The 21636-nt window shown below is 41.7% G+C and carries 21 protein-coding genes and 1 CRISPR repeat array; of the genes, 13 read left to right on the plus strand and 8 right to left on the minus strand.

The genetic code is table 11. The features are described 5' to 3' along the window. Nucleotides 1–28: 28 nt before the first annotated feature. Entirely contained in the window at nt 29–1201 is a 1173-nt protein-coding gene (gene moeB / locus OSCIL6407_RS0120350; protein ID WP_007358454.1) for a molybdopterin-synthase adenylyltransferase MoeB, read from the plus strand. A gap of 78 nt (nt 1202–1279) precedes the next feature. On the opposite strand, the gene OSCIL6407_RS0120355 is transcribed toward moeB, so the two are convergent. The 3 genes from OSCIL6407_RS0120355 to OSCIL6407_RS0120365 all read right to left on the minus strand — a co-directional run bounded on the left by OSCIL6407_RS0120355 (nt 1280) and on the right by OSCIL6407_RS0120365 (nt 5117). Next, nucleotides 1280–2347, minus strand: coding sequence for an NAD-dependent epimerase/dehydratase family protein (locus OSCIL6407_RS0120355; protein WP_007358453.1), 1068 nt, complete (start codon nt 2345–2347; stop codon nt 1280–1282). A 10-nt stretch (nt 2348–2357) separates the two neighbouring features. Continuing rightward, entirely contained in the window at nt 2358–3689 is a 1332-nt protein-coding gene (locus tag OSCIL6407_RS0120360; RefSeq protein WP_157135596.1) for a hypothetical protein, read from the minus strand. Nucleotides 3690–3812: 123 nt separating this feature from the next. Beyond that, nucleotides 3813–5117, minus strand: a complete 1305-nt coding sequence (locus tag OSCIL6407_RS0120365; RefSeq protein WP_007358451.1) for a glycosyltransferase — start codon at nt 5115–5117, stop codon at nt 3813–3815. A gap of 231 nt (nt 5118–5348) precedes the next feature. Between OSCIL6407_RS0120365 and OSCIL6407_RS35500 the strand changes: the two genes are divergently transcribed. The 6 genes from OSCIL6407_RS35500 (at nt 5349) to OSCIL6407_RS0120395 (ending at nt 9838) form a co-directional block, all read left to right on the plus strand. Next, complete coding sequence (locus OSCIL6407_RS35500) at nt 5349–5510, plus strand: hypothetical protein (protein WP_019487606.1); 162 nt, start codon at nt 5349–5351, stop codon at nt 5508–5510. Nucleotides 5511–5540: 30 nt separating this feature from the next. After that, nucleotides 5541–6818 (plus strand): adenosylhomocysteinase, encoded by a 1278-nt coding sequence (gene ahcY, locus OSCIL6407_RS0120375; protein ID WP_007358449.1) that lies wholly within the window; start codon nt 5541–5543, stop codon nt 6816–6818. A 305-nt stretch (nt 6819–7123) separates the two neighbouring features. Beyond that, nucleotides 7124–7726, plus strand: coding sequence for a DedA family protein (locus tag OSCIL6407_RS0120380; protein ID WP_007358448.1), 603 nt, complete (start codon nt 7124–7126; stop codon nt 7724–7726). Nucleotides 7727–7776: 50 nt separating this feature from the next. Further along, nucleotides 7777–8028 (plus strand): hypothetical protein, encoded by a 252-nt coding sequence (locus OSCIL6407_RS0120385; protein WP_007358447.1) that lies wholly within the window; start codon nt 7777–7779, stop codon nt 8026–8028. A 12-nt stretch (nt 8029–8040) separates the two neighbouring features. Further along, nucleotides 8041–8286: a DUF2283 domain-containing protein gene (locus OSCIL6407_RS0120390; protein ID WP_007358446.1), complete on the plus strand. Its 246-nt coding sequence runs from the start codon at nt 8041–8043 to the stop codon at nt 8284–8286. A gap of 130 nt (nt 8287–8416) precedes the next feature. Further along, on the plus strand, nt 8417–9838 hold the full coding sequence (locus tag OSCIL6407_RS0120395) for an NADP-dependent isocitrate dehydrogenase (RefSeq protein ID WP_007358445.1): 1422 nt from the start codon (nt 8417–8419) through the stop codon (nt 9836–9838). A 300-nt stretch (nt 9839–10138) separates the two neighbouring features. After that, nucleotides 10139–11504: a CRISPR direct-repeat array (repeat unit 37 nt; unit sequence GCCGCAATTAAACTAAATCCCTATTAGGGATTGAAAC). Nucleotides 11505–11679: 175 nt separating this feature from the next. Here the strand turns inward: OSCIL6407_RS0120395 and arsM are convergent. Both arsM and OSCIL6407_RS0120410 read right to left on the minus strand, forming a co-directional pair. Continuing rightward, nucleotides 11680–12648, minus strand: coding sequence for an arsenosugar biosynthesis arsenite methyltransferase ArsM (gene arsM, locus OSCIL6407_RS0120405; protein ID WP_007358444.1), 969 nt, complete (start codon nt 12646–12648; stop codon nt 11680–11682). An 18-nt stretch (nt 12649–12666) separates the two neighbouring features. Continuing rightward, nucleotides 12667–13209 (minus strand): MgtC/SapB family protein, encoded by a 543-nt coding sequence (locus OSCIL6407_RS0120410; RefSeq protein ID WP_007358443.1) that lies wholly within the window; start codon nt 13207–13209, stop codon nt 12667–12669. A 306-nt stretch (nt 13210–13515) separates the two neighbouring features. On the opposite strand from OSCIL6407_RS0120410, the gene OSCIL6407_RS0120415 reads away from it, so the two are divergent. Both OSCIL6407_RS0120415 and rpsN read left to right on the plus strand, forming a co-directional pair. Continuing rightward, nucleotides 13516–14628 carry a Gfo/Idh/MocA family protein gene (locus tag OSCIL6407_RS0120415; protein WP_007358442.1) on the plus strand — a complete coding sequence of 371 codons (1113 nt, stop codon included), beginning with the start codon at nt 13516–13518 and terminating at the stop codon, nt 14626–14628. A 298-nt stretch (nt 14629–14926) separates the two neighbouring features. Next, nucleotides 14927–15229, plus strand: a complete 303-nt coding sequence (gene rpsN, locus OSCIL6407_RS0120420; RefSeq protein WP_007358441.1) for a 30S ribosomal protein S14 — start codon at nt 14927–14929, stop codon at nt 15227–15229. Between the two features lie 89 nt (nt 15230–15318). On the opposite strand, the gene OSCIL6407_RS0120425 is transcribed toward rpsN, so the two are convergent. Both OSCIL6407_RS0120425 and OSCIL6407_RS0120430 read right to left on the minus strand, forming a co-directional pair. Next, nucleotides 15319–15648 carry a hypothetical protein gene (locus OSCIL6407_RS0120425; protein ID WP_007358440.1) on the minus strand — a complete coding sequence of 110 codons (330 nt, stop codon included), beginning with the start codon at nt 15646–15648 and terminating at the stop codon, nt 15319–15321. A gap of 76 nt (nt 15649–15724) precedes the next feature. After that, a complete protein-coding gene (locus OSCIL6407_RS0120430; protein WP_007358439.1) occupies nt 15725–16159 on the minus strand; it encodes a hypothetical protein in 435 nt (144 codons plus the stop codon). Nucleotides 16160–16238: 79 nt separating this feature from the next. On the opposite strand from OSCIL6407_RS0120430, the gene aat reads away from it, so the two are divergent. Next, nucleotides 16239–16817, plus strand: coding sequence for a leucyl/phenylalanyl-tRNA--protein transferase (gene aat / locus OSCIL6407_RS0120435; protein WP_026103797.1), 579 nt, complete (start codon nt 16239–16241; stop codon nt 16815–16817). Nucleotides 16818–17177: 360 nt separating this feature from the next. Here the strand turns inward: aat and OSCIL6407_RS0120440 are convergent, their stop codons facing one another. After that, nucleotides 17178–18830: an FAD-dependent oxidoreductase gene (locus OSCIL6407_RS0120440; RefSeq protein WP_083893672.1), complete on the minus strand. Its 1653-nt coding sequence runs from the start codon at nt 18828–18830 to the stop codon at nt 17178–17180. Nucleotides 18831–19119: 289 nt separating this feature from the next. Here OSCIL6407_RS0120440 and OSCIL6407_RS37245 point away from each other — a divergent pair, with 289 nt between their 5' ends. The 3 genes from OSCIL6407_RS37245 (at nt 19120) to OSCIL6407_RS0120455 (ending at nt 21595) form a co-directional block, all read left to right on the plus strand. Next, the gene (locus tag OSCIL6407_RS37245) at nt 19120–19620 is read left to right on the plus strand and encodes a transposase (RefSeq protein WP_019487608.1); all 501 of its coding nucleotides are present in this window, start codon (nt 19120–19122) and stop codon (nt 19618–19620) included. Between the two features lie 63 nt (nt 19621–19683). Next, on the plus strand, nt 19684–20397 hold the full coding sequence (locus OSCIL6407_RS37250; protein ID WP_019487609.1) for a transposase: 714 nt from the start codon (nt 19684–19686) through the stop codon (nt 20395–20397). A 142-nt stretch (nt 20398–20539) separates the two neighbouring features. Then, nucleotides 20540–21595 carry a zinc-dependent dehydrogenase gene (locus OSCIL6407_RS0120455; protein WP_007357406.1) on the plus strand — a complete coding sequence of 352 codons (1056 nt, stop codon included), beginning with the start codon at nt 20540–20542 and terminating at the stop codon, nt 21593–21595. Nucleotides 21596–21636: the final 41 nt, after the last annotated feature.

Here is a 21636-nt window from a genome sequence, read left to right on the forward strand (position 1 = left end):
TAGATTGAGCTGCGCTACATAAACTGTCATGCTAAATCCAAATCTGGGTGAAATTCAACTAAAACAAGAAGAATACGAACGCTATTCGCGCCATTTAATCCTGCCAGAAGTTGGGCTAGATGGGCAAAAACGCCTCAAAGCTGCCAGCGTATTGTGCATTGGCACTGGTGGGCTTGGTTCGCCCCTGTTGCTATACCTAGCTGCTGCTGGCATTGGGCGCATTGGCATCGTAGATTTTGATATAGTAGACAGTTCCAACTTGCAACGGCAGGTAATTCACGGAACGTCTTGGGTAGGAAAGCCAAAGATTGAGTCTGCTAAAAATAGGATTCTAGAAATCAATCCCTTTTGTCAAGTTGACCTCTACGAAACTCGCTTGAGTTCTGAAAATGCCCTCGACATCCTCGCGCCTTATGATGTCATCGTGGATGGTACTGATAACTTCCCGACGCGCTATTTGGTGAATGATGCTTGCGTATTGCTGAACAAGCCAAATGTATACGGTTCTATCTTCAGATTTGAAGGGCAAGCTACTGTTTTTAATTACCAAGATGGCCCTAATTATCGCGATTTGTACCCCGAACCACCTCCTCCTGGGATGGTTCCTTCCTGTGCGGAAGGCGGTGTTTTAGGAATTTTACCCGGAGTCGTTGGCTGCATTCAAGCAACAGAAACTATCAAAATTATCTTAGGCCAAGGTAAGACTTTAAGCGGCAGATTGTTACTTTATAATGCCTTGGATATGACGTTCCGCGAGTTAAAATTGCGGCCAAATCCAGTGCGACCAGAGATTGAGAAGTTGATTGACTACGAACAGTTCTGCGGAATTCCTCAAGCAAAAGCACAGGAGGATCTACAACAAATGGAAATTCCAGAGATGACTGTCAAGGAACTTAAGGAGTTAATCGACAGCGGCGCGAGTGATTTTCTGCTGTTAGATGTTCGCAATCCTAACGAGTATGAGATTGCTAAGATTCCCGGTTCGGTATTAGTACCTTTGCCAGATCTCGAAACTGGTGGCGGTGTTCAGAAGGTTAAGGAATTGTTGAACGGCCATCGGTTGATCGCACATTGCAAAATGGGTGGCAGATCCGCGAAGGCGTTAGGCATCCTTAAAGAAGCTGGAATTGACGGCATTAATGTAAAGGGTGGAATTACTGCTTGGAGTAAGGAAGTTGACCCTTCTGTGCCTCAATACTAAATTTTGTTAACGGTTAACGGTTAACTGTTAACCGTTAACTGTAAGTTGGGGGAAGCACTAGCCAAACCCAACTCTTTTTTAATTAAAAATATCACTGACATATTCCTCAAATTCATAAATCCACTCATAAATTTCTGTCAGAGTCATCTTAGCATCTCTTTTGGGTTGCCATCCAGTAGCAGTAATCACTTTGCGGGAGTCTGTAATAAAAATAGGAACATCGCCGATGCGGTTTTCTACAATAGGATCGATCGGAACTTTATGCCCCGTAATCTCCTGGCAAAGCTGAGTTGTTTCATAAAGCGAAAGCGTGTTATTTATTCCACCACCAACATTGAAAATCTCTCCTTTTAATGCTTCTAAATTGTAAATTTGTAAATCTATCAAGTCTAGTAAATCTGCTATGTGTAAAAAGTCTCTGACTTGTTTACCTGTGCCTCCATAACCGATGTATTTTAAGGGTTTTTGGAAGTAGTGAAATGCCATCCACAAGGCAAAAATACCTTGATCGACTTTGCCCATTTGCCAGGGGCCAGTGAGGACTCCACAGCGATTAATTACAGTTCTCAATCCGTAAGCATCAGCATATTCAGTAATCAGTAATTCTGAGGCTAGTTTGGTCGCTCCATAGAGAGAGCGAGCTTTATCTAAAGGAAATTCTTCAGAAATACCGTGACTGGATGCACCTGATAAAGACTGTTTTTCTGTGAGGTGAAAGCGCGTTTCTGCTTCTGTAAATTCCATAGCATTGAGGTAAGCAATGGGATAAACCCGACTTGTAGACAGAAAAATAAAATCTGCCTGAGTTTGACGAGCTAATTCTAAACAGTTAATGGTTCCTACTAAGTTAGTTTGTAAGACATAACCAGGAGCAGCATATCCTGCTAAAACTGATGGCTCGGCAGAGCATTCTAAAATTAAATCTGGTTGTAGTACCGCTGGGTCTAAATCTTCTGTATTTCGGATATCACCATGAACAAACTTAATACCTGCTTGCTTTAGTCGGGGTAAATTTAATTCAGAACCCCGTCGCTTTAGGTTATCTAAGGCCGTAATTTGCCAGTCAGGATAACGTTGAGCTAGTCCCAGACCAAGGGAACTGCCTACAAATCCAGAACCACCAGTTATCAAAACTCGTTTATTCATATTTTTTACCTCACTGATTGCTAGTTTCAAACTCTCTAGGTTGAAAATATATATAAGTTTTCAACCACTTTGGTAAACTTAAGATGAACGCATAAGTAAAGAATAGAAACAATAACCAATTGAGCAGTTCATCTAAGTAGTAAATCTTGGGACTTTGGTTACTCAACCAAGTGGTTAAAATGATTGCCATTAATGCTAGACTAGAGATGGAAGTAAGCTGACTTCCAGTCTTTAACCAAGCCAAGATTTGGGGAATAGTAAATAATAAAAATATAAGTCTATAGTCCCAATTATTACCTATTAAGAAAGTTCCCATATATATACTAGCTCCTATCCTAAAGGCTTCAATTTGATTGATATTGAGTGTATTATTTTGAGATAAAGCATCTGTACGCTTAGCTAATAAATAAGACATGAAAAAGAATAACAATATGGTGAAGACAAATAGTAATAATTTGATTTTCTCAAAAAGTTGGGGAATTTGAGCATTATAAAAATTATCAAAATATATCTCTAAATTATTAAAAATAATATCGAATATTACCTTGCCCCCATAAGATAACTTTGTAGCTCTAGGTGTCGTCTTACTAACAAGATTAAAACTCTCCAAATCTGTAATTATATAAATTCCAAAAGCGATCCAAATAGATATAAAAATAAAAGTAAAATTTCGCTTTTTTTCTTTAAGACAAGTTATTAAAGCAAAAATGGGGTAAATTTTTAAAATTGCAGCAAATAGTATTATTATATAAGAGAAATAACGCCAGATAAAGGCATTATTTTTCATTATTAGTAACGATAAAGCTAAAATACTAAAAATAATTAGATCGTTGTTACCCCTTTCTATAGCCAACATTACTGAAGGAGAACACAAAATTAGTGCATAGAACAAAGCTTCAATATAGTTCAATCGTTTGATAGTAACAAAGGTTAAGATAAAAAATAGCAATCCGAAAAGGATGGCAAGAATAACTGTATGACTTTGATCTAGTCCCCAAGATGCAGGGATTGACCAAATTCGTGGATAGTTCATCGGACGCTTCCAAGGATCGCAGGGATTCTCAACGAGAACGTCATAGCCTAATCGAATACATTCAGCACCAGCCGCGATTACCCGCATATCGGCAAAGGGAGGTAGCATCTTGTGAACTAATGGATAGATGAAACGAAGTTTAATCAATGAATTAGGGTAATTAGAGAAAAAACTTGTAGCAACAACTATCGGCAGGAAATATACAATTAAAACTGCAAGTAATAGGATACGTCCATCGAGTTTCGGGGTTTTAGATAACTGATGAGTAATAGAGCTTTCAAATCTTTGTAAAAGTCTAGGCATTGTCATTTTCCACAAAACTAGATAATCAGATTGAACCTATTTGGTATTGCGTACATCACTATACTATATAGCATAATTCATTTTTTTAACTACCAATTTTTTGATTAAATAATGATTGATGAAGATCGATCATCTCATTTTTTTGAGGCTGTTTAATTCAGGTTGCTTGCGAACATAATCTCCTCTAGAAAGATGTTTTTCTAGCCAAATATAAAGTACCACAAATAGATAGCGGCTTCCCATTTCTTTGATTTTTAGCTTAGATACACCTGTTTTACGATTTTGCCATCTGATCGGGATAATTGTGTAGGAATATCCCCGAACAATGGACTTAAGAGGCATTTCAACTGTCAAGTTAAAATGATGAGATAGGAGAGGATAAATACCTTCGATTACTTCTCTGCGGTAGGACTTAAAGGCATTAGTTGTGTCATTCAGCTTCAATCCAAATAGAATTTTAATAAATAAATTAGCTAAACGGTTGATGAGCAACTTGTGAGTGGGATAATCAATAACTTTACCGCCTTTGATGAATCGAGAACCAAACACACAATCATAACCTTCTTGCAGTTTATAATAGTAATCAATAATATTTTCCGGGGCATCAGAATTATCTGCCATGACAATGGCGACAGCATCTCCTTGAAAATTCTCTAATCCGCAGCGAACAGCGAAACCAAAGCCGTTAGGCAAATAGTTATTTATATAACGTACTTTACTATTTTGAGAATTTAGCTGCTGCGATAATTCTTCGGTGCGATCGCGGCTGTTATCGTTAACTATTATAATTTCGTAATCAATCCCTTTTTCTTCTAGTAATTGGGTGATGGATTGAACAGTTTCGACTATACAACCTTCTTCATTATGAGCAGGAATGACAATTGAGAAAACTTTGATTTTTGTTAATTTTTGGAATTGATATTGTCTTGGTTGAGAAGAGCTATTTTCCAATGCAGGAGCTAAACCTTCGGGACAATATATTTCTGAAGAAAAATCGGGTAGGCTCTTAGAAGATTGAACGGGAGATTTAAAGACTAATCGATCGCTGATTAAATAATTGATAGACGCACTCAAAAATACACCTATCAAGGTATTAACTGCATAATTGATTTTCAACCAATCTAATAAAGGAAATACAAGGAAGATGCGAGCAATGACAGAAGTGCCAGCCGAGAGATGGTACAAGGGAATTTGTCGCCACAATACTTCTCGAATAGTCCACGCACCTCCTGGCCAAACCCAAATCCGATAGATGAAAAAACTAGCTAACAGCGAAAATTCAATTGATATTACATTCGCGATATTGCGTAAAACAGGCGTATTAAATCCTAGCTTTTCAATCATCCAAAAGATCAGAAGCAAATTTATTGTTGCTGCTACGCCACCACCGATCAGAAACTTAAAAATTTTTTGCCGAAATAGCTTTTTTAACATGGCGAAAACACCCAAAAACTACAAAGACTTCAAGAAAGTAGTTATTATTTTGTACGATATCGTATCATAACGATACTCATAATGATGTCGCTCGTAGAATTTATGACTTTTTGTAACCTTATATTACTAAATGTAAAAAAAATACCATGTTTGATGAAAAATTCAGTGAAAAACATCAATTATTGAGGGCTGAAGGCTAAAAATTGGCGACGGGGAACTCGATCGGGGCTTTTGTCTTCGGGATCTGTAGGTGCGATCGCACCCTGGGAAGATGATACCCAAAAAATCAGCGCCAAATGCGATCGCCACTACAGACTAGGGGCCGATCGAGATTCAAAGATCCAAATATCCTTTGCTCGCTCTCCCAGTTTTTTGCACGCTGAGTTAATCTAGTTAAACATTGAACGTTTTCTGAAAAATCACATGACGGCAACAGTTGTCCAGTTAAAGCACGAAGTCAAAGACTTGTCCCTTGCCCCCTTGGGAAAACAACGCATCGAATGGGCCGGCCGGGAAATGCCCGTTTTGGGGCAAATTAGAGACCGTTTTGCCAAAGAAAAGCCCTTTACTGGCATCCGCTTGGCGGCTTGTTGTCACGTAACTACTGAGACGGCCCACTTAGCGATCGCCCTCAAAGCCGGAGGCGCTGACGCTGTACTGATCGCCAGCAACCCGCTGAGTACCCAAGATGACGTAGCAGCTAGCCTTGTAGCCGATTATGGTATACCAGTATTTGCCCTCAAAGGCGAAGACGCAGCCACCTACGAACGCCACGTCAATATTGCCCTGGATCACCGCCCCAACATCATTATCGACGATGGCAGCGACGTAGTTGCTAGTTTAATCCAACATCGTCAAAACCAAATTTCCGACCTGATCGGTACCACCGAAGAAACCACCACCGGGATCGTCCGCCTGCGGGCCATGTTCCGAGACGGCGTGCTCACCTTCCCCGCAATGAACGTTAACGACGCGGATACCAAGCACTTCTTTGACAACCGCTACGGCACCGGTCAATCTACTTTAGATGGCATTATCCGCGCTACCAACGTGCTGTTAGCCGGCAAAAATATTGTAGTTGCAGGCTATGGCTGGTGTGGCAAAGGTACTGCACTCCGGGCTCGCGGTATGGGCGGAAATGTGATCGTTACCGAAATCGATCCGATCCGCGCGATCGAAGCCGTCATGGACGGTTTCCGCGTCATGCCAATGGATGAAGCCGCACCAGTGGGAGATTTATTTATCACAGTTACCGGCAATAAACACATCATTCGTAGCGAACATTTCGACGTAATGAAAGACGGCGCAATGGTTTGTAATTCCGGTCACTTTGACATTGAAATTGACCTCAAAGTTTTAGGTGAAAAAGCTACTGAAGTGCGGACTGTGCGACCTTTCACTCAAGAGTATCGCCTTAAGAATGGCAAGTCAGTAATCGTACTCGGTGAAGGACGTTTAATTAACTTGGCTGCTGCGGAAGGACACCCCAGCGCAGTGATGGATATGAGCTTTGCTAACCAAGCTTTGGCTTGTGAATATCTGGTCAAGAATAAAGGCAAATTGGAAGCCGGTATTCACTCTATCCCCGCTGATGTTGACAAAGAAATTGCACGGTTAAAGTTGCAAGCAATGGGGATTAATATTGATACCCTGACTCCTGCACAAATTGAGTACATGAACTCTTGGACTTCTGGCACATAATTGTTAGCGGTTAACTGTTAACGGTTAACTGTTAACTGTTAACTGTTAACGGTGTCATTGCGACAAAGCGAAGCGATCGCAGGGCCATTGAGATTGCTTCGGACTTATACCAATTTCAAAAAAGTATGCAACAGTCTTCTTGTCCCCCCCTTTGCAAGGGGGGCTAGGGGGGTCGAAGAGTCTTGCATGATTTTAGAGAAATAGTATTAGTTTTCTTCACTACGTTCGCAACACCTCAGATTGCATTAGCAACCAACGTAACAACCAACAACTAACCACTAACCACTAACAATTAACTAAAAAAAATGTCTGAGTGGATAATTAATACAATGCAATCCTTGGGTTATCTAGGAATTGGACTCTTGATGTTTCTAGAAAATCTTTTTCCGCCGATTCCATCGGAATTAATTATGCCATTCGCAGGATTTACGATCGCGAAAGGAGATATGCAGTTTGCACCCGCGATCGCGGCCGGAGTAATTGGTACTGTCTTAGGAGCATTTCCCTGGTACTATGCAGGTAAAATCTTAGGCGAAGAACGTCTGCGAAATCTGGCTGATAAATACGGTAAATGGATTACAGTATCCGGTCACGATATCGACAAAGCTGATAGGTGGTTTAAGCGTCACGGTACTAAAGCTGTATTTTTATGCCGTCTTGTACCAGGAGTTCGTACTTTAATATCCTTACCCGCTGGCATTAATAATATGCCCTTAGTGCCATTTTTAATCTACTCAACTCTGGGCACTACTTTATGGGTGAGTTTTCTCACTTTTCTGGGGTATAAATTAGCAGATCACTATGATTTAGTTGATGAATACTTGGGCCCTGTTTCTAAGATTGTAGTGCTTTCTCTGATTATTTGGTTTGCGCTTTGGGTAGTCAGGAAGAATATGCGGAAAGAGTAAAGAGGGGTGGAATTTAGTAATTTTACTTGATTAATTAGTTAGGCAAAAAAATGAGCATTAGGCTACATCCCCATGCTCAGTCAAGATTAATTGAGCGTGGTGCAACTGAGGCAGAAGTTATTGCTACGGTCGAAAGCGGTACTACATTTCCGGCTCAATTGGGTAGAATGGGGTTTAGGCGGAACTTTCCCTTTAATGCAGAGTGGCAAGGAAAGATATATGCTACAAAGAAGGTAGAAGCAATAGCTCAAAAGGTTGCAGAAGATTGGTTAGTTATTACTGTAATTATCAAATATTTTTAAATAGAGGTTCTTATGAAACTGACCTACGATCCGAGATACAATGTTGCTTATATTTACCTGAAAGAAAAACCAACAGAAGTAGAAACAGTTCAAGTTAGCGAAGAATTAAATATAGATATTGCTCCTGATGGAACTATTTACGGAATAGAACTGCTCAATGCTAATCAACAATTAGGAGGTAATAGTCAAGGTAAATTAATAGTAATTAATGAAGCTTTGGGAGAATCCTCAGAAATTCAACTGTCACTTTCCCCTTAACTAAAATACAAGATAATGATTTTTCTGCTGTCTATGCTACAAATTACAAATAAAATCTCAAATAAATTGTTGATATCTATTTCCCAAGTCGTGACACAATAGAAAACATTGCTATCCACACTTTCTAAGTATGTACGAAAAAATTACAGCCCCTACAACTGGTTCTAAAATTACATTCAAAGATGGGGAGCCCATCGTCCCCGACGACCCAATTATTCCCTTCATTCGCGGCGACGGGACGGGTGTTGACCTTTGGCCTGCTTCCCAGAAAGTTATGGACGCTGCGGTAGAAACAGCTTACGGTGGGAAGAAAAAAATCAATTGGTTTAAGATTTATGCCGGTGATGAAGCTTGCGAAGTTTACGGTACTTACCAATATTTGCCCGCCGATACTAGCAATGCAATTAAAGAATATGGTGTAGCAATTAAGGGGCCCTTGACGACTCCTATCGGTGGGGGTATTCGTTCCCTGAATGTAGCTTTGCGGCAAAATCACGATCTTTATTCCTGCATTCGCCCTTGTAAATATTATCCGGGAACGCCTTCGCCGCACAAAACTCCTGAGTTGCTGGATGTGATTATTTACCGGGAAAATACAGAGGATATTTACCTGGGGATTGAGTGGAAAGAAGGCAGCGAAATCGGCAATAAATTAATTGCTTTGCTGAATAATGAGTTAATTCCGGCTACGCCTGAACATGGGAAAAAACAAATTCCTCTGGATTCGGGAATTGGGATTAAACCGATTAGTAAAAAAGGTTCTCAGCGGTTAATTCGTCGGGCAATTAAGCACGCTTTAAGGTTGCCCAAGGCTAAGCAGCAGGTGACTTTAGTGCATAAGGGCAACATTATGAAATACACTGAAGGTGCTTTTCGTGACTGGGGTTACGAATTGGTAAAGAGTGAGTTTCGCAATGAGTGCGTGACTGAGATGGAGTCTTGGATTCTGAGTAATAAGGAACGGAATCCTGAGATTAGTTTAGAAGATAATGCCCGTCAGATTGAACCGGGATATGATGCTTTAACTCCTGAAAAGCAAGCCAAGATTTGCAAAGATGTTGAGGAAGTTCTCTCGGCTATTTGGGAAAGTCATGGCGATGGGAAGTGGAAGGAAAAGATCATGGTCAATGACCGGATTGCTGATAGTATTTTCCAACAGATTCAAACGCGGCCGGCGGAGTATTCGATTCTGGCGACGATGAATTTGAATGGTGATTATTTATCGGATGCGGCGGCCGCAATTGTCGGCGGTTTAGGTATGGGGCCGGGGGCGAATATTGGGGATGAATGTGCAATTTTTGAGGCAACTCATGGGACTGCACCTAAACACGCGGGTTTAGATAAGGTTAATCCTGGTTCGCTGATTTTGTCGGGGGTGATGATGTTAGAATATCTCGGTTGGCAGGAGGCGGCTGAGTTGATTAAGAAGGGTTTGGCGGCGGCGATTTCTAATGGTGAAGTGACTTATGATTTGGCGCGAATGATGGAACCGCCTGTCCCTGAGTTGAAGTGTTCGGAGTTTGCGGATGCGATTATTAAGCATTTTGGTTAACTGTTAACTGTTAACTGTTAACGGTTGAGACAGGAGTATATTTTGTCTAGTTTGCGGGAATCGGTAGGTGTAAATTTTGGGGTGTCAAATTTTTCGGCTGTAATGCAACTGCTGTAAGGGTTTGATGCCCCTTACCTAAAAAAACGATTCCCGCAATGGCTGCAACCTTTACAGGGTATGGATTTGAGAAAAAGATCGCAGGAGGGTATTGACAAGTCGATGGCTGGAATGATACTTTTAGATCAGATTCCCGAAACCGCACCTTGAAAACTAAATATAGTAAGGCTTTCAGAAACCGGCGCCGCAATTAAACTAAATCCCTATTAGGGATTGAAACCACCATCCCTATCATCAAGACTGTACCATTTGCTTTCCGCAATTAAACTAAATCCCTATTAGGGATTGAAACCGAAGCTTAAGAAACCTATCCCAAGATTTAGAGCCGCAATTAAACTAAATCCCTATTAGGGATTGAAACGTGATAATATTCAAGGTTCATTCTCAAGAGTATTACCCGCAATTAAACTAAATCCCTATTAGGGATTGAAACGTTCCCTTGCCTGATGTACCTAATTTAACTGGCATCAGCCGCAATTAAACTAAATCCCTATTAGGGATTGAAACTTCTAACCTATAAACACAATAACTAAATAAACTAGCCGCAATTAAACTAAATCCCTATTAGGGATTGAAACCGTGCTTTTCCTTGATAATAAAGAAATTTTCTACTTGCGCCGCAATTAAACTAAATCCCTATTAGGGATTGAAACCAACTGCTGCAATATTTAGAGATTTCTGCTGAGGGCCGCAATTAAACTAAATCCCTATTAGGGATTGAAACTGAATATTTCAGGCTTGAAAGAAGGTAATTATTATTGTTATTGCCGCAATTAAACTAAATCCCTATTAGGGATTGAAACTTGGTTGGACAAACTGGAGCTGTTACAGTTCAAGCCGCAATTAAACTAAATCCCTATTAGGGATTGAAACCTAAAATATGGCTATAACTGGAATTATTGGACATCAGGGTAAGCCGCAATTAAACTAAATCCCTATTAGGGATTGAAACAATAAGAAAGTTGAACCGTGCTTTCCGACTATAAGCCGCAATTAAACTAAATCCCTATTAGGGATTGAAACAACAACGGAATGGTATCAGTAACTGTAGTGACAACCTCCGCCGCAATTAAACTAAATCCCTATTAGGGATTGAAACTTTTCTGAAATCAATTGATAAACTATCAGAGAATCAGCCGCAATTAAACTAAATCCCTATTAGGGATTGAAACTCCACGTGGCTGTATTATCGATCACGGGAATTTTGCCGCAATTAAACTAAATCCCTATTAGGGATTGAAACCAAATAGAATACAAGTCCTTCCATAAAGCTAGACATTTGTTTTGCGCCGCAATTAAACTAAATCCCTATTAGGGATTGAAACAGGCACTACAGCAGGCATTTCAAAGACCAATGCAAAGCCGCAATTAAACTAAATCCCTATTAGGGATTGAAACACCATCATCAGAAGGCAGCTTGAGAATGGGACAGTTGCCGCAATTAAACTAAATCCCTATTAGGGATTGAAACTCTACAATTGCTTTAGCGTAACCAGCAATGTCCGCTTTAGAGCCGCAATTAAACTAAATCCCTATTAGGGATTGATTTTCAACTGCATAGGCAATCTCATTTTTTAGGGCTTACACAATTGTCACACTTGAATCTACTTGTAGGATGCGTCAGACACAGAAATCGATCGAAACCGTCAGGGTTGTAGTATCAGACGCACCCTACTAATTGTGCCAGTTGCCTAAGTTCTGTCATTATTTTGTTAATCAAACACCTAACAACAACCCCCACCACTATAATGCCAAGTTGAATCAGTAATTAACACTCGATCCTGGATTAACGCCCCTAACTTCCCAGCAGTTTTATCGCACACGGCCGCAGGAACTCCCCGCTGAAGTATATGACCTTCTCCATCATCAAAAAACTCTTCTAGCCCGTTATAAATTGCTGTTTTACCCGTAAAAACACAGGCCCCATCATCGGGAATTGATACCTTAAAAGATACAGAATCCAGACTTTCTAAAAGCAAATCTGCATCTAAATTATAACTCACCCGATCCAATAACCGATAAGACCGCCGCGCCCTAATTTCCACTTGACCAAAACCCACATTAATCAGGTGTTGTACGTATTCATCATAAGTCAAAGCACCCGATAAACACATCGCCCGCAATCGTTCATCGTCTCTCAAATGTTGGGGAATAGGACGAGTAGCAATCGGATCGCTCATTAACAATCTACCACCTGGTTTTAATACTCGATAAGCTTCTTTTAAAGCTTTAGTTAAATCCGCAGGTTCAAAGATATTAAATAGACAATTTTGAGCTACTACATCTACAGAAGCATCTGCTACTGGTAAAGCGAAAGCATCGCCTTCTCGAATTTCGACAAAACTAGGGTCAAACCAATCATTATCTTGAGCAGCAAGTTGCAAGTTACGATGAGCAGCTTCTCGCATGGCGGCTACAGGTTCGACAACAATAACTCCAGCTTTTCGCCGGGAAAAATAAGCAAACTGCAAGGCTTCTAAACCGCCGCCAACACCAACATATAAAACTACTGGTTTACCTACAAGTTCCGCCGCGTGGACGGTAGTACCACAGCCATAATTCATCTCTTGCATTGACTGAGGAATGATTAATCCTGGCAATTGCAAAGGACTACTTTGAACGCAACAAAGTCCAACTTGGGGAGTTTCTGCAACTTCACTGTAAAATTTTGCCGCAGTTTCAAGATAGGTCATAGTTAATTTTCCTCTAAATTATTTCTCTTGTATATCTTGGCTAGATGGTGCTTCTTTCACTCGTGTTTTGATGCGATTTTGAGTATAAGGACGGCGCAGTAAAGTAGCTTTCTCAAGTTTCTTAACTCCGCTGAGAACTCCTAATGCAAAAACTGTTCCAATTAAGCTTATTCGCCACAGACCGCAACCTGCGGCTGCTCCTAATCCAGCCGCTAGCCAAATTGTAGCAGCGGAAGTTAACCCCTTAACTTGTGTTCTACCAAATTTATTCTGATTTTGTTGGAGAATAATTCCGGCTCCTAGAAATCCTACTCCTGTAGCGACACCTTGGAGCGTTCTGCTAAGAGCATTGGTAGAGGAAGAGGTATTTTCATTGTCGATTTGCAAAGGAATCATGACAAATATGGCTGCACCTAAGCTTACAATCATAAAAGTTCTCAAGCCTGCCGGTCTACCTGGTTGCTGTCGGTTAATGCCGATCGCGCCGCCGACCAGTAGAGCTACACTGAGCCTGAAAGTTATACTTTGCCAATCGCTAGAATTGAAAAATATTGAATTCATTACTCAAAAAACTACGGTTAGTCACTTTGCTGACTAGGGATTAAGGTTAATTATAGATTAAATTTAGGTTAAATTCAACAAATCGCGATCGCTATTAGCCTCAGTTGAGGACTTACGCACGCAGTACAACAGCCCTCTGAGCGATCGCAATACCCCCCAGAGAGCTGCATTACATAGCTGGTATACTATCCGTAACGCCTAATTCCTGGCGGTTCTTTGACCTCCCAGAGGCCGGCGTTACCTAAGTAATGCCTAAGTCCTATATTATTTACCTACTTACTATTTATTCTCTCAAATAACTATCTTATGTCATCTACCATTAGTATTGCCGTTGTAGGCACTGGCTTCGGTCAAAAAGTACATTTACCCGCATTTCAAGCACATCCACGAACGGAAGTTGTAGCTGTTTATCATCGAGATTTAGATAAGGCGAAGGCGATCGCATCTGCTAACAATATACCTTATGCTGCTAATACGATAGAAGATATAGTGGCTTTGCCTGAAGTCAAGGCAGTGGCAATTTCAACGCCACCATTTTTGCATTCTGAAATGGCAAAAATAGTATTGCAATCTGGCAAGCATTTGTTACTCGAAAAGCCAACAACTTTGACAGCAATTGAAGCTAGAGAATTGTACCGAATGGCAAGAGCAAAAGCTTGTACGGCAACGATGGATTTTGAGTTTCGGTTCATCCCAGCTTGGCAAATGCTAGCAGAATTGTTAGCAGAGGAATATGTAGGAGAAAAGCGGTTAATTAAAATTGATTGGTTAGTATCGAGTCGCGCCGATGCTTCTCGCCCTTGGAATTGGTACGCGCAAAAAGATAAAGGCGGCGGTGTGTTAGGGGCGACGGGTTCCCATGCTTTTGATTATATTAGTTGGCTTTTTGGCCCGATTCGGCGATTATCGGGGCAATTAATTACAGGCATTACCTCGCGCCCAGATCCCAAAGATGGCGGTAAATTAAAAACTGTTGATGCTGATGATTCTTGTACTTTAATGTTGGAATTAGCAGACGGAACGCCTTGTCAAGTTTGTCTGAGTTCTGTTACTTATCAAGGGCGCGGGCATTGGGTAGAGGTTTATGGAAGTAATGGAACGTTAGTTTTAGGTAGCGATAATCAACAGGATTATGTACACGGTTTTCGTCTGTGGGGAAGTAAAGGAGGAGAATCTTTAGCGGAGATTAAAGTTCCTGAAAGGTTGGAGTTTCCGCAAGTTTATCCTGATGGTAGAATTGCAGCATTTATGCGGGTAGTCGATAAGTGGGTTGAGGCAATAGATGCTGGCAAATCATTAGTTCCTTCTTTGAAAGAGGGGGTTTATTCTCAATTGTTGATGGATTTGACCCACGAATCGAATGTAACTGGGACTTGGGTGGATGTGCCGGATTTAGATAAGTTTTTGGCTGGTGGGTAATATAGCAACCGCCAAGGCGGTTAAGAGGGGCTAGGGGCTAGGGGCTAGGGGCTAGGGAAAGAAGGAAAAGAAGGGAAAGAAGGGAAAGAGGGGAAGAGAGTCAAGTTCGATGCTCTGAGCGAGTGTCCTAACCGTTGTGGTGGTTGCTATAAGTGAAGTACACAGAAACCAGGTTTCTGGGGTCTTCCTGCAATATCGAGATGTTCCCAAGTTATTCCTCTTACCGCCGACAGCAGGCAGTCCATAACTGCGATAGAATGGAAAATACTGACTTTATTTAGGGATACCAGAACAGTTCATGGCTAAAAAGAGCATGATCGAGCGCGAAAAAAGACGGCAGAAGCTCGTAGATAAGTACGCCGCCCAGCGGGAAGACCTCAAGGAGCAATTCCGTGTCGCAGGCTCGCAGATGGAGAAAGTTGCTATCCATCGCCAAATTCAACAACTACCCCGGAACAGTTGTCCGACTCGCTTGCGGAATCGCTGCTGGGCTACGGGACGACCCAGAGGTTATTACCGGGACTTCGGCTTATCTCGGCACGTCATTCGCGAAATGGCTCACCAAGGTCTTCTTCCAGGTGTTGTCAAGTCAAGCTGGTAGTTTGGCTTGGGAAGAGGGGAAGGGAGAATTGCTGGCTTTTTAACTCAAAACTCAAAACTCCCCATCTTCCCTATTTTTCCCATTTTCTTTCATTGTCCGCAGCAGCGATCGATTCCCAGACTATCGAGGAGTAGGTCGCTGACAGCATTGGCGATCGCAAATTCGCCATAAAAACTCTTAGAAAAGTCAAAGGCCCGCATTTCCGTAACGATCGCAATTACCAGAGAACCCAAATCATTCTCACCCTCCATCCGCTGGCGGACATAGATTTGGGCAGCTCTTTGGGCAATTTGGTAATTAACGGGTTCTGGTAGAAACTCGGAATCAAGCCATATCTGCAAGGTTTCTTGCAACCATTCCCCTTCCTGCTGCGGATTTTTGGCAGGAGGTAAGGTAATCGCATTTATCGGTTCAGACATTGACTGCAACCATCGGGTTAGGAGTAACAAAGGAGTACAATTAACAGTTAACAGTTAACAGTTAACAATTAACAAACTATTGTGCAGCTAAAGTAACAATCGGCATTTTTTCATCTTTCCCTGTCATTTGAGCGTAAAAGAGAGTCATCTGCTCTTTAATCAACTCTGCCAACATTTTATTAACAGCAGTAATTGCTGGGTTGGAGTTGAGTTTGTAACAAACTTGATAATCTTTATGTCTTTGATAAGAACGAGTAGATTTATCAAAAAGTTTAGTAGATTTTGTTTCTACAAACACTGAAGGATCGGGATGACCGTACCAATAAAGGCGATACAAGTGAGCGGCCTCACTAGGAGTGAAGATCAGCATATCTTCGTTGCTGCCCGCAAGGTGTAAAATATAAACATTGTCTCTCTTTTTTATTTGGAAGTAACCCCAAGTTTTCTCAGTTTTATCGAGAAGTTTTCTTAAGGTACTCTCCAGCATCGGGCAAGCATCAAAACTTTTCATAACGCTTTTGCAAGCTACAGGACAACGTTAAACAGATAAGCTTACTGAAACGTATAATCAATTATACCAGTGAATGGCGATGCAGCTAGATATTGACTCAATCATCCACGGATATGCAGCCGGCTATTTCCTGATGGCAAATGAAGGTGAAGATAGTTTAAATTGGTATTCCAGCAGAGAGCGATCGCTAATTCCTTTAGATGAGCGCTTTACCTATCCGCGATCGCTCCGCCGTTCCCTCAATCAAAATCGCTTCACCACCGCCGTTAACCGCGACTTTAAGGCCGTAGTTGAAGGTTGCGCCAACCGCGAGGAAACCTGGATTTCCCCGCAACTCAAGGAAATTTACCACGCTCTCAACCAAGCAGGCTGGGCCTACAGCTTCGAGACTTGGCAAGGGGATGAACTCGCAGGCGGTATTCTGGGAATTGTCATCGGCGGCGCATTCATTGGTGAATCTATGTTCTACAGGATTCCCGAAGGCTCAAAAGTAGCGATGGTGAAATTAGTAGAACGGCTGCGCGATCGCTCTTTTGTCCTCTTTGACGCGCAGATGACCAACCCCCACCTAGAAAGATTTGGCTCTTACATCATCAATAACAAGCAATACCAATCTCTACTAAAAAAAGCCTTACAGCGTCGGTGTTCCTTAATTTGATGCGGTCATATTCAACTAATTGCTCTCCATTAGATTACTGCGGATTCTATCAGCAGCCAATGGCCGGCAAAGTTAAGTCTTCCGCAAACGGTGAGAGGTTTCTTGCTTTCGTAAGTTTGTAAGAAGCTATCAACTTCAGGGTCTAAAGTGACAAGTCTCCAAGTTTGACCAGCTAAAGCTGGAGGAGATGCGATCGCCAGTTCATAGTCCTGTTCGCTACGGCGATGGAAAATTCCTGAGAATTGGTAATTGGTAATTAGTAATTGGTAATTGTTAATTGGTAATTGGTAATTGGTAATTGGGGAAAAAGCCTCTTCCTCTCCCCCGCTCCCCCTCTCCCCCGCTCAAGAGCTCCCCCGCTCAAGAGCTCCCCCGCTCAAGAGCTCCCCCGCTCAAGAGCCCCCCCGCCTCCCCCGCCCCCCCGCTCCCCTTACAAGGGCAATTTCCACTAGCTGGATACTCTGCGGGGCGATCGAGGTAGTAGCGTTGCCAATAGAGCCAATCTGGGTGATTAGGTGTCAAATTAAAGAGGGGAACGATCGCGGCGGGAGCGATCGGATCTTGTAATAGCGCCTCTTGTAGCACCCTCACGGGCAATTCTCTGGGCTCAATACCTCTTTCTATACATAGTGCGGCGGCCATCCCTGCGGCTTGTCCAATGCCCATAACTGCGGGTTGCAGGCGGGTTGCGCCGTTAGCTATGTGAGAAACAGATATATTTTTTTCGCACGTAAGCAAGCCGTCTGTTTCAGTCGGAATTAGGCAAGTATAAGGTATCGTAAAGGGCGTTCCCGTCCAACGACCGCCCCAACGGAGAGATTTAGGTTGTAGGGGGATATTGCCACTGGTGTAGTGGTGATCGTTGGCGTAATTGGCGATCGCGATCGCTAGGCATTCTCCGTTAGCATTAACTGGTAAAGAAGCGGCATTTCCAGAAGCGATCGGCAAAATATCCTGTTCCTTAATTGTATCTAATCCTTGCAAACGCCGACTTTCTCGATAGTAAGGATGCAGTGCAAAGGCAGAATTGGTAATTGGTGATTGGTAATTGGTAATTGGTGATTGGCGATCGGTAAAAATTTCCCCATCTTGCGATTTTACCATTTTGAAAGTGGGAAAAATATCCTCTGCTAAACCGTAGCGGCGACCTAATTGATTTTGAATAAAACGGGCAAAACTTTGGGTATGCCATAGACTTTCTTGGAGAAATTCGCGCCTCGATGATTCCGATTCTATTAAACGGTTAACTCCTTCTCCATAGTCATTCCCTCGTATTGGCCAATTAATCATAAATCGATTGCCAGGTAGTCGGCCATAATTGAGAAACTTCTCTGGGCCATAGTTATCCCAAGCATCTACAAATTGACTGGGATTATCTATCGGTGGCGCAGGAATTTCTGGCGCAATCGCATCTGCGCCGAAATCTTCCATAATCACAACCCAAGTAGGGGCTTGTACGGGATAGGTTTCTGTTAGAATATTAGGAGCAATTGGAGCACTAGGTTCTCCCCATTCAGCTTGAAATTCCCAACCCCATCGATAGGGAATTTCGCCTATTGCTAGTAAGTCTCCTAACTCGGTTGCATCGAGAGTGATTTGAGCGTGGACGGTAAAATCTTCAAAGCGAACGCCGACAATTTTATGGCCTTTTTTTAACACTTCTTGGGGTGTTTGTCCAGCAATCCAATATAAGTTTGGTAGTTGTTTCACCCAGTCTGCAAAAATTTCAGCACCAATGCGAGGATCGTAAGTAAAAAAGCTGACCCAGGCACGATCTAAGCCTCCAGGTTGTTGTTGAAGCTTTTTAAGAAATGCACCCCATAAACCAGTTTGAAAAGCTGCTAATTCGTTACCATCTGGTGCGGATACGCCTGCTGTCGTGAGCATTCCTCCTAACCAAGGAAATTCACTAATTAAGATAGTTTTTGCTCCTCGGCTGGCGGCTTGTACTGCTGCCGCAGTGCCACCTGTGCCACCGCCAACTACTAATATATCAGCGTTTAGTTCATTCATTGGTAATTGGTAATTGGTAATTGGTAATTGGTAATTGGCAGTTTTAAGGTGGCGCTCGCCGCCAACCATCTTTAGTTATAAGTTACAATATTTTTAGTCGGCGAGCGCCCACCCTACAAGTTATAGCGTTTATTTATGTCCCTCTAGTTACAACAATACTCCGGACAGTTTTGGAGTAGAGACGCGATCGCCCGTCCACAAAAAAGTAAGTAAAATTTGAATCTCAAAGGCAGAAAAAAAGACACTCTTTAGGTTAAGCTTAAAAAAACTGAGCTTAACAGACTGCCTTATGAACATTATTGAATCCATCTTACAACAAATGTCCGGGGTGAGTCAAGCCCAAAAAAAGTTTATAATGACTTTACTTTCCACAATCGTGCTGGTTTATGGCAAAGTGAACTTCACCAATCTGGGCCGCTATAGTCCTGCCAATGAAAAAACTTATCGGCGGCATTTTTTAAAAAAGTTTGACTGGGAGCAATTCTCTAAATATTTTATTAAAAAAGCCTTGAATCCTGAACGCACAATTATTGCCGTTATTGATTGTTCTTTTTTGAGAAAAAGTGGTAAACATACTGAGGGAAAAGGTTATTTTTATAATGGTATTGCGGGAAAAGCTGAACAAGGATTAGAAATTTCTGTGATTTCTGTTGTCGAAATTGAAACTCATATTTCCTATAGTTTAAGCGTGCAACAAACTCTTTCGCGTCCGACCACAGAACCACCGAAAAACTCCCTAATTTTTACTCGGAAAAGAAACTTAAAAAAACGGAGTAAAACAGGTATCTGAAACCTTAACACCTGATATAACAAGAGTTGACGACTATGCAAAGCATTTAAAAATACTCGTTCTTTGTTGCCAGAATCTGTACGTTATTTGGTGGCTGATGGCTATTATTACCGCGCTAAATTTTGGGATGCTGTTCGGGAGTCAGATCTCAATTTGATTAGTAGATTAAGGGTTGATGCCAACCTGAATTACCTCTATACCGGAGCAAGGAATAAATTCGGCGCTCCTCGTAAATATGATGGTAAAGTTGACTGCAATAATTTGAAAAATCTAACTTTCGTCAAAGAAATTAAGCCAGGAGTTAAGCTTTATTCATTATTAGTATGGAGTTGTTGCTTAAAATGCAAAATCCGTTTGGCTTGTATATCTGAGCTTCAAGCTAACGGTAAAACCAAAAATGTTTTATTGTTTAGTACCGATATCAATCTCAAGGCTGAGCAAATACTTGAGTATTATCAAGCTCGTTTTCAAATTGAATTCATTTTTCGGGATGCCAAACAATTTACTGGTTTGTCCGATTGTCAATCTGTGAATAGCCAACGGCTTGATTTTCATTTTAATGCCAGCCTAGCGGCCTTAAATTTAGCCAAATATGAAGCCTCTAATCGCCACTTGTCTGCCCATCCATTCGTGTTTTCAATGGCCTCCTATAAACGCCTGGAATTCAATCGGCATCTACTTTATACATTTATTAGCAAGTTAGATTTAGACAAGGACTTGATTTTAAATCATCCTAACCTCCCCTCAGTCTTGTCTTATGGTACTCTGGCTGCTTAAAAACTGTCCGGACTATTGGTTACAATAAATAATCTGATTATTAGCGGTAGAAGAATGATTTAAAAAAAGAATATCGCTTTTGAGTAGCATAAGTCCTATTAGTGTTAAATTCTAAATATCGCTGGGCAATAAAGGAAAAAATATGAAAGCACAAGTGTTCCGGGGTGTCAATCAGCTAAGCTACGAAGAAATTCCCGTACCTGAAATCGAAACTGATGAGGTGCTTGTACAAGTACAAGTTGTGGGATTATGCCAATCGGACATAAAAAAAATTCGCTATCCTCTCTACGAACCGCCGCGCATTTTTGGACACGAAACTGCGGGTGTAATTGCTAAGGTAGGCGATCGCGTCACCGGTTGGCAAGTAGGCCAGCGAGTAGTCGTCATGCACCACATACCCTGTATGCACTGCGACTACTGCCTTAATGAGAACTTTTCCATGTGCGAAACCTATAAAAATATCACGACAACTGCGGGTTTTGCACCCAGTGGCGGCGGTTTTGCCGAATATGTGAAAGTACCAGGCCACATTGTTCGCAATGGTGGTTTAATTCCTATACCAGAAAGTGTTACTTTTGAACAAGCTAGTTTTGTAGAACCGACTAACTGCTGTCTGAAAGCAGTTAAAAAAGCTCAAGTTGCCCCCGGACAAACGGTGTTAGTGGTGGGAGCTGGGCCAATTGGGTTAATGTTTGTTATGCTAGTGAAGTATTTCGGAGGAAGAGCGATCGCTACTGACTTATTGCCCTCTCGCATTGAAAAAGCTTTGAGTGTAGGTGCAGAAGCAGCTTTTGACGCGCGAGATCCCGATTTACAAGCTAAGATCGGGGTGCTTACTGGTGGGATGGGTGTTGATACCAGTATTTTAGCAGTGCCGAGCGAAAAAGCCTTTTTTCAAGCTCTTGACTGTACCCGCAAAGGCGGGAAAATTCTATTTTTTGCTGAGTTTCCTGACGAGGTGGAAATTCCGATTAATCCCAATGTACTCTATCGCCGAGAGATTGATTTGATGGGCAGTTATAGTTCATCTTTTCGGTTACAATCTCTGTCTGCTGATATAGTATTTAATAAGCGGATTGACGTTGATGCTTTAATTAGCGATCGCTATCCTCTGCAAGACTTGAGCAAAGCTGTAGAACTGGCAGTTAAACCCACAGCAGATACTTATAAAATTCTGCTTTATCCTGAAATTGGTTAGTTGTGAGTTGTTAATTGTTAGTTGTTAATTGTTAGTTGTTG

This window comes from Kamptonema formosum PCC 6407 (assembly GCF_000332155.1).
Taxonomy (GTDB): domain Bacteria; phylum Cyanobacteriota; class Cyanobacteriia; order Cyanobacteriales; family Microcoleaceae; genus Kamptonema; species Kamptonema formosum.

Coding starts and splice junctions, on each gene's coding strand:
- moeB (WP_007358454.1), top strand. CDS start 29: ATGCTAAATCCAAATCTGGGTGAAATTCAACTAAAACAAGAAGAATAC.
- OSCIL6407_RS0120355 (WP_007358453.1), bottom strand. CDS start 2,347: ATGAATAAACGAGTTTTGATAACTGGTGGTTCTGGATTTGTAGGCAGT.
- OSCIL6407_RS0120360 (WP_157135596.1), bottom strand. CDS start 3,689: ATGACAATGCCTAGACTTTTACAAAGATTTGAAAGCTCTATTACTCAT.
- OSCIL6407_RS0120365 (WP_007358451.1), bottom strand. CDS start 5,117: ATGTTAAAAAAGCTATTTCGGCAAAAAATTTTTAAGTTTCTGATCGGT.
- ahcY (WP_007358449.1), top strand. CDS start 5,541: ATGACGGCAACAGTTGTCCAGTTAAAGCACGAAGTCAAAGACTTGTCC.
- OSCIL6407_RS0120380 (WP_007358448.1), top strand. CDS start 7,124: ATGTCTGAGTGGATAATTAATACAATGCAATCCTTGGGTTATCTAGGA.
- OSCIL6407_RS0120385 (WP_007358447.1), top strand. CDS start 7,777: ATGAGCATTAGGCTACATCCCCATGCTCAGTCAAGATTAATTGAGCGT.
- OSCIL6407_RS0120390 (WP_007358446.1), top strand. CDS start 8,041: ATGAAACTGACCTACGATCCGAGATACAATGTTGCTTATATTTACCTG.
- OSCIL6407_RS0120395 (WP_007358445.1), top strand. CDS start 8,417: ATGTACGAAAAAATTACAGCCCCTACAACTGGTTCTAAAATTACATTC.
- arsM (WP_007358444.1), bottom strand. CDS start 12,648: ATGACCTATCTTGAAACTGCGGCAAAATTTTACAGTGAAGTTGCAGAA.
- OSCIL6407_RS0120410 (WP_007358443.1), bottom strand. CDS start 13,209: ATGAATTCAATATTTTTCAATTCTAGCGATTGGCAAAGTATAACTTTC.
- OSCIL6407_RS0120415 (WP_007358442.1), top strand. CDS start 13,516: ATGTCATCTACCATTAGTATTGCCGTTGTAGGCACTGGCTTCGGTCAA.
- rpsN (WP_007358441.1), top strand. CDS start 14,927: ATGGCTAAAAAGAGCATGATCGAGCGCGAAAAAAGACGGCAGAAGCTC.
- OSCIL6407_RS0120425 (WP_007358440.1), bottom strand. CDS start 15,648: ATGTCTGAACCGATAAATGCGATTACCTTACCTCCTGCCAAAAATCCG.
- OSCIL6407_RS0120430 (WP_007358439.1), bottom strand. CDS start 16,159: ATGAAAAGTTTTGATGCTTGCCCGATGCTGGAGAGTACCTTAAGAAAA.
- aat (WP_026103797.1), top strand. CDS start 16,239: ATGCAGCTAGATATTGACTCAATCATCCACGGATATGCAGCCGGCTAT.
- OSCIL6407_RS0120440 (WP_083893672.1), bottom strand. CDS start 18,830: ATGAATGAACTAAACGCTGATATATTAGTAGTTGGCGGTGGCACAGGT.
- OSCIL6407_RS37245 (WP_019487608.1), top strand. CDS start 19,120: ATGAACATTATTGAATCCATCTTACAACAAATGTCCGGGGTGAGTCAA.
- OSCIL6407_RS0120455 (WP_007357406.1), top strand. CDS start 20,540: ATGAAAGCACAAGTGTTCCGGGGTGTCAATCAGCTAAGCTACGAAGAA.